Raw genomic sequence first — 2,126 nt, forward strand, 5'->3', positions numbered from 1 at the left:
ACTCGATCGCCCCTCCTTGGCAGTTTTCAACAACTGAAGATAATTTTTACCTGCTATTCATCACAATTAGCTAGCTTGAGCTAGAAATGGTCTGATAAAATGCGTAGTCCGAGCAACGGCCACTGCTTCTAGATCTACCGATTTTACCCTCAGAGTGCAGCTCACTGGCATTTAGCGATTGTAACGACCTTGACGACGACCTTCGCCGCCACCGACGATTTCCATGCGGACGGTACCGACACCAGAGTTGGTCAGACCGATCGCTCTAGCCGCACCAACAGACAAATCGATAACTCGGTTGCCAGCATACGGGCCGCGATCGTTGATTCTAACGACTACCGAGCGTCCGGTACTCGGGCTGGTAACGCGAACTCTAGTACCGAAAGGCAGAGTTTTGTGAGCGGCAGTATAGCCACCTGGGTTATATCTTTCGCCATTAGCAGTCAGCGGGCCGCCTTCGCCTGGTTCGTTACCGTAGAAAGACGCTTGGCCGACACTTTGAGCGATGAGCTGGGTCGAGGGGACGGAAACAGATGGTTGAGTGGAGTTGACTGATGGTGTAGCAGACGCTGCTGTAGATAGAGTCAGTGTGGCTACGAGAGCAGTTAATCCAGTCAAAGTTTTGTTAGTCATTTTGCCTATTGTGAAACGTTATTTATCTTTGAGACAGAAGTGCGGTCTTCCCAGATATTGGGAACAAAACGACCGATTGCCAGCTCATACTTGTTACCGTGTTCACCTCGGTGTGAGGAACGATGGGTCTACCATAACACGAACTTTTTGGCAAAAAAGTTGGTTAAAATCATTGACAAATCGGATCGCGTGTGTATAAAAAAGTGCCGATCGACTGCGATAAATCCGAGCGATCCCCACCAACCCCAGCTTTGAGCAACACGATCCCCGCACGCATTTAATCAGCAAAAACGATATGTTACATTTATTCATATAACATATCCAAATGCATTTCTCAGGATAATTGGGTTGACATGTATAAAAAATTGCAATCTTTTTGACGAGAATTTAATAAATTTTGGCTGGTGACGATCGAACTTGATAAATCAAAAGTATAGATTATAGCCTTGCTACAAGTGAATCTTTGAGTTACGTACGAGCCACGATAAGTTAACTTGTCGATCGAGACCGAGTAGACGATCGATAAATTAACGGTTCAACACTAGTGAATTTGCGGTGTGGAGAGCGATCGCTGTAGAATACCTGTGCCGATCGCGTACGGGAGAACTATGGATTATCAACAAGCAGGTGTCGATGTGGTGGCGGGGAGAGCGTTTGTCGAAAACATCAAAAACCTCGTCCACAGCACCCATCGCCCCGGAGTTTTAGGCGGTTTAGGTGGCTTTAGTGGCTGGTTTGAATTGCCCGCAGGCTACCGACAACCAGTGCTCGTTTCGGGGACTGATGGCGTCGGTACCAAGCTCAAAATCGCTCAAGAATTAGACAATCATGCGTCGATCGGTATCGACTTGGTGGCGATGTGCGTGAATGACATTCTGACTTGCGGTGCCGAACCGTTATATTTTCTAGATTATTTGGCGACTGGCAAGCTTAATTCGACCCAATTGACGCAGGTAGTCGCAGGGATTGCCGATGGTTGTCGTCAAGCTGGCTGTGCGTTACTCGGTGGCGAGACGGCGGAGATGCCAGGATTTTATCAGTCGGGTGAATACGATTTGGCAGGATTCGCAGTCGGAATTGCCGAAAAAAGCCAGCTGATCGATGGTAAAGAGATCCAAATTGGCGATGTGGCGATCGGGCTTGCCAGTAGCGGCATTCATAGTAATGGCTACAGTCTGGTGCGCAAAATCGTCAGCGATGGCGGTCATCGGTGGGAGGATACGCCCAGTCTGCTGGAAGGGAAAAGTTTGGGTCAGGTCTATCTAACGCCTACTCAAATATATGTGCAGCCGATTTTAGCGGCGATCGCACAGCAATTACCCATTCGGGGGATGGCACATATCACGGGTGGCGGTTTGCCAGAAAATTTACCGCGCTGTCTGGGTGCGGGTCATTCCATTCAGCTCGATCTCCAGAGTTGGCAGATTCCAGCCGCATTTCAATGGTTGGCGAAAGCCGGAAATGTGGCTCCGGTGGATATGTTTAATACTTTT

Annotated in this window: 1 protein-coding gene and 1 pseudogene; one reads left to right on the forward strand and one right to left on the reverse strand. The window is 48.6% G+C overall.

The window, feature by feature from the left end; all coding sequences use genetic code 11:
- Window positions 1-171 precede the first annotated feature (171 nt).
- Window positions 172-546: pseudogene (locus RMO84_RS20505) on the reverse strand (septal ring lytic transglycosylase RlpA family protein); the annotation flags it as partial.
- Between the two features lie 695 nt (window positions 547-1,241).
- On the opposite strand from RMO84_RS20505, the gene purM reads away from it, so the two are divergent.
- On the forward strand, window positions 1,242-2,126 hold an 885-nt coding region (gene purM / locus RMO84_RS20510), incomplete at its 3' end, for a phosphoribosylformylglycinamidine cyclo-ligase (RefSeq protein ID WP_310490289.1).

The organism is Chamaesiphon sp. VAR_69_metabat_338 (assembly GCF_031423935.1).
GTDB lineage: Bacteria > Cyanobacteriota > Cyanobacteriia > Cyanobacteriales > Chamaesiphonaceae > Chamaesiphon.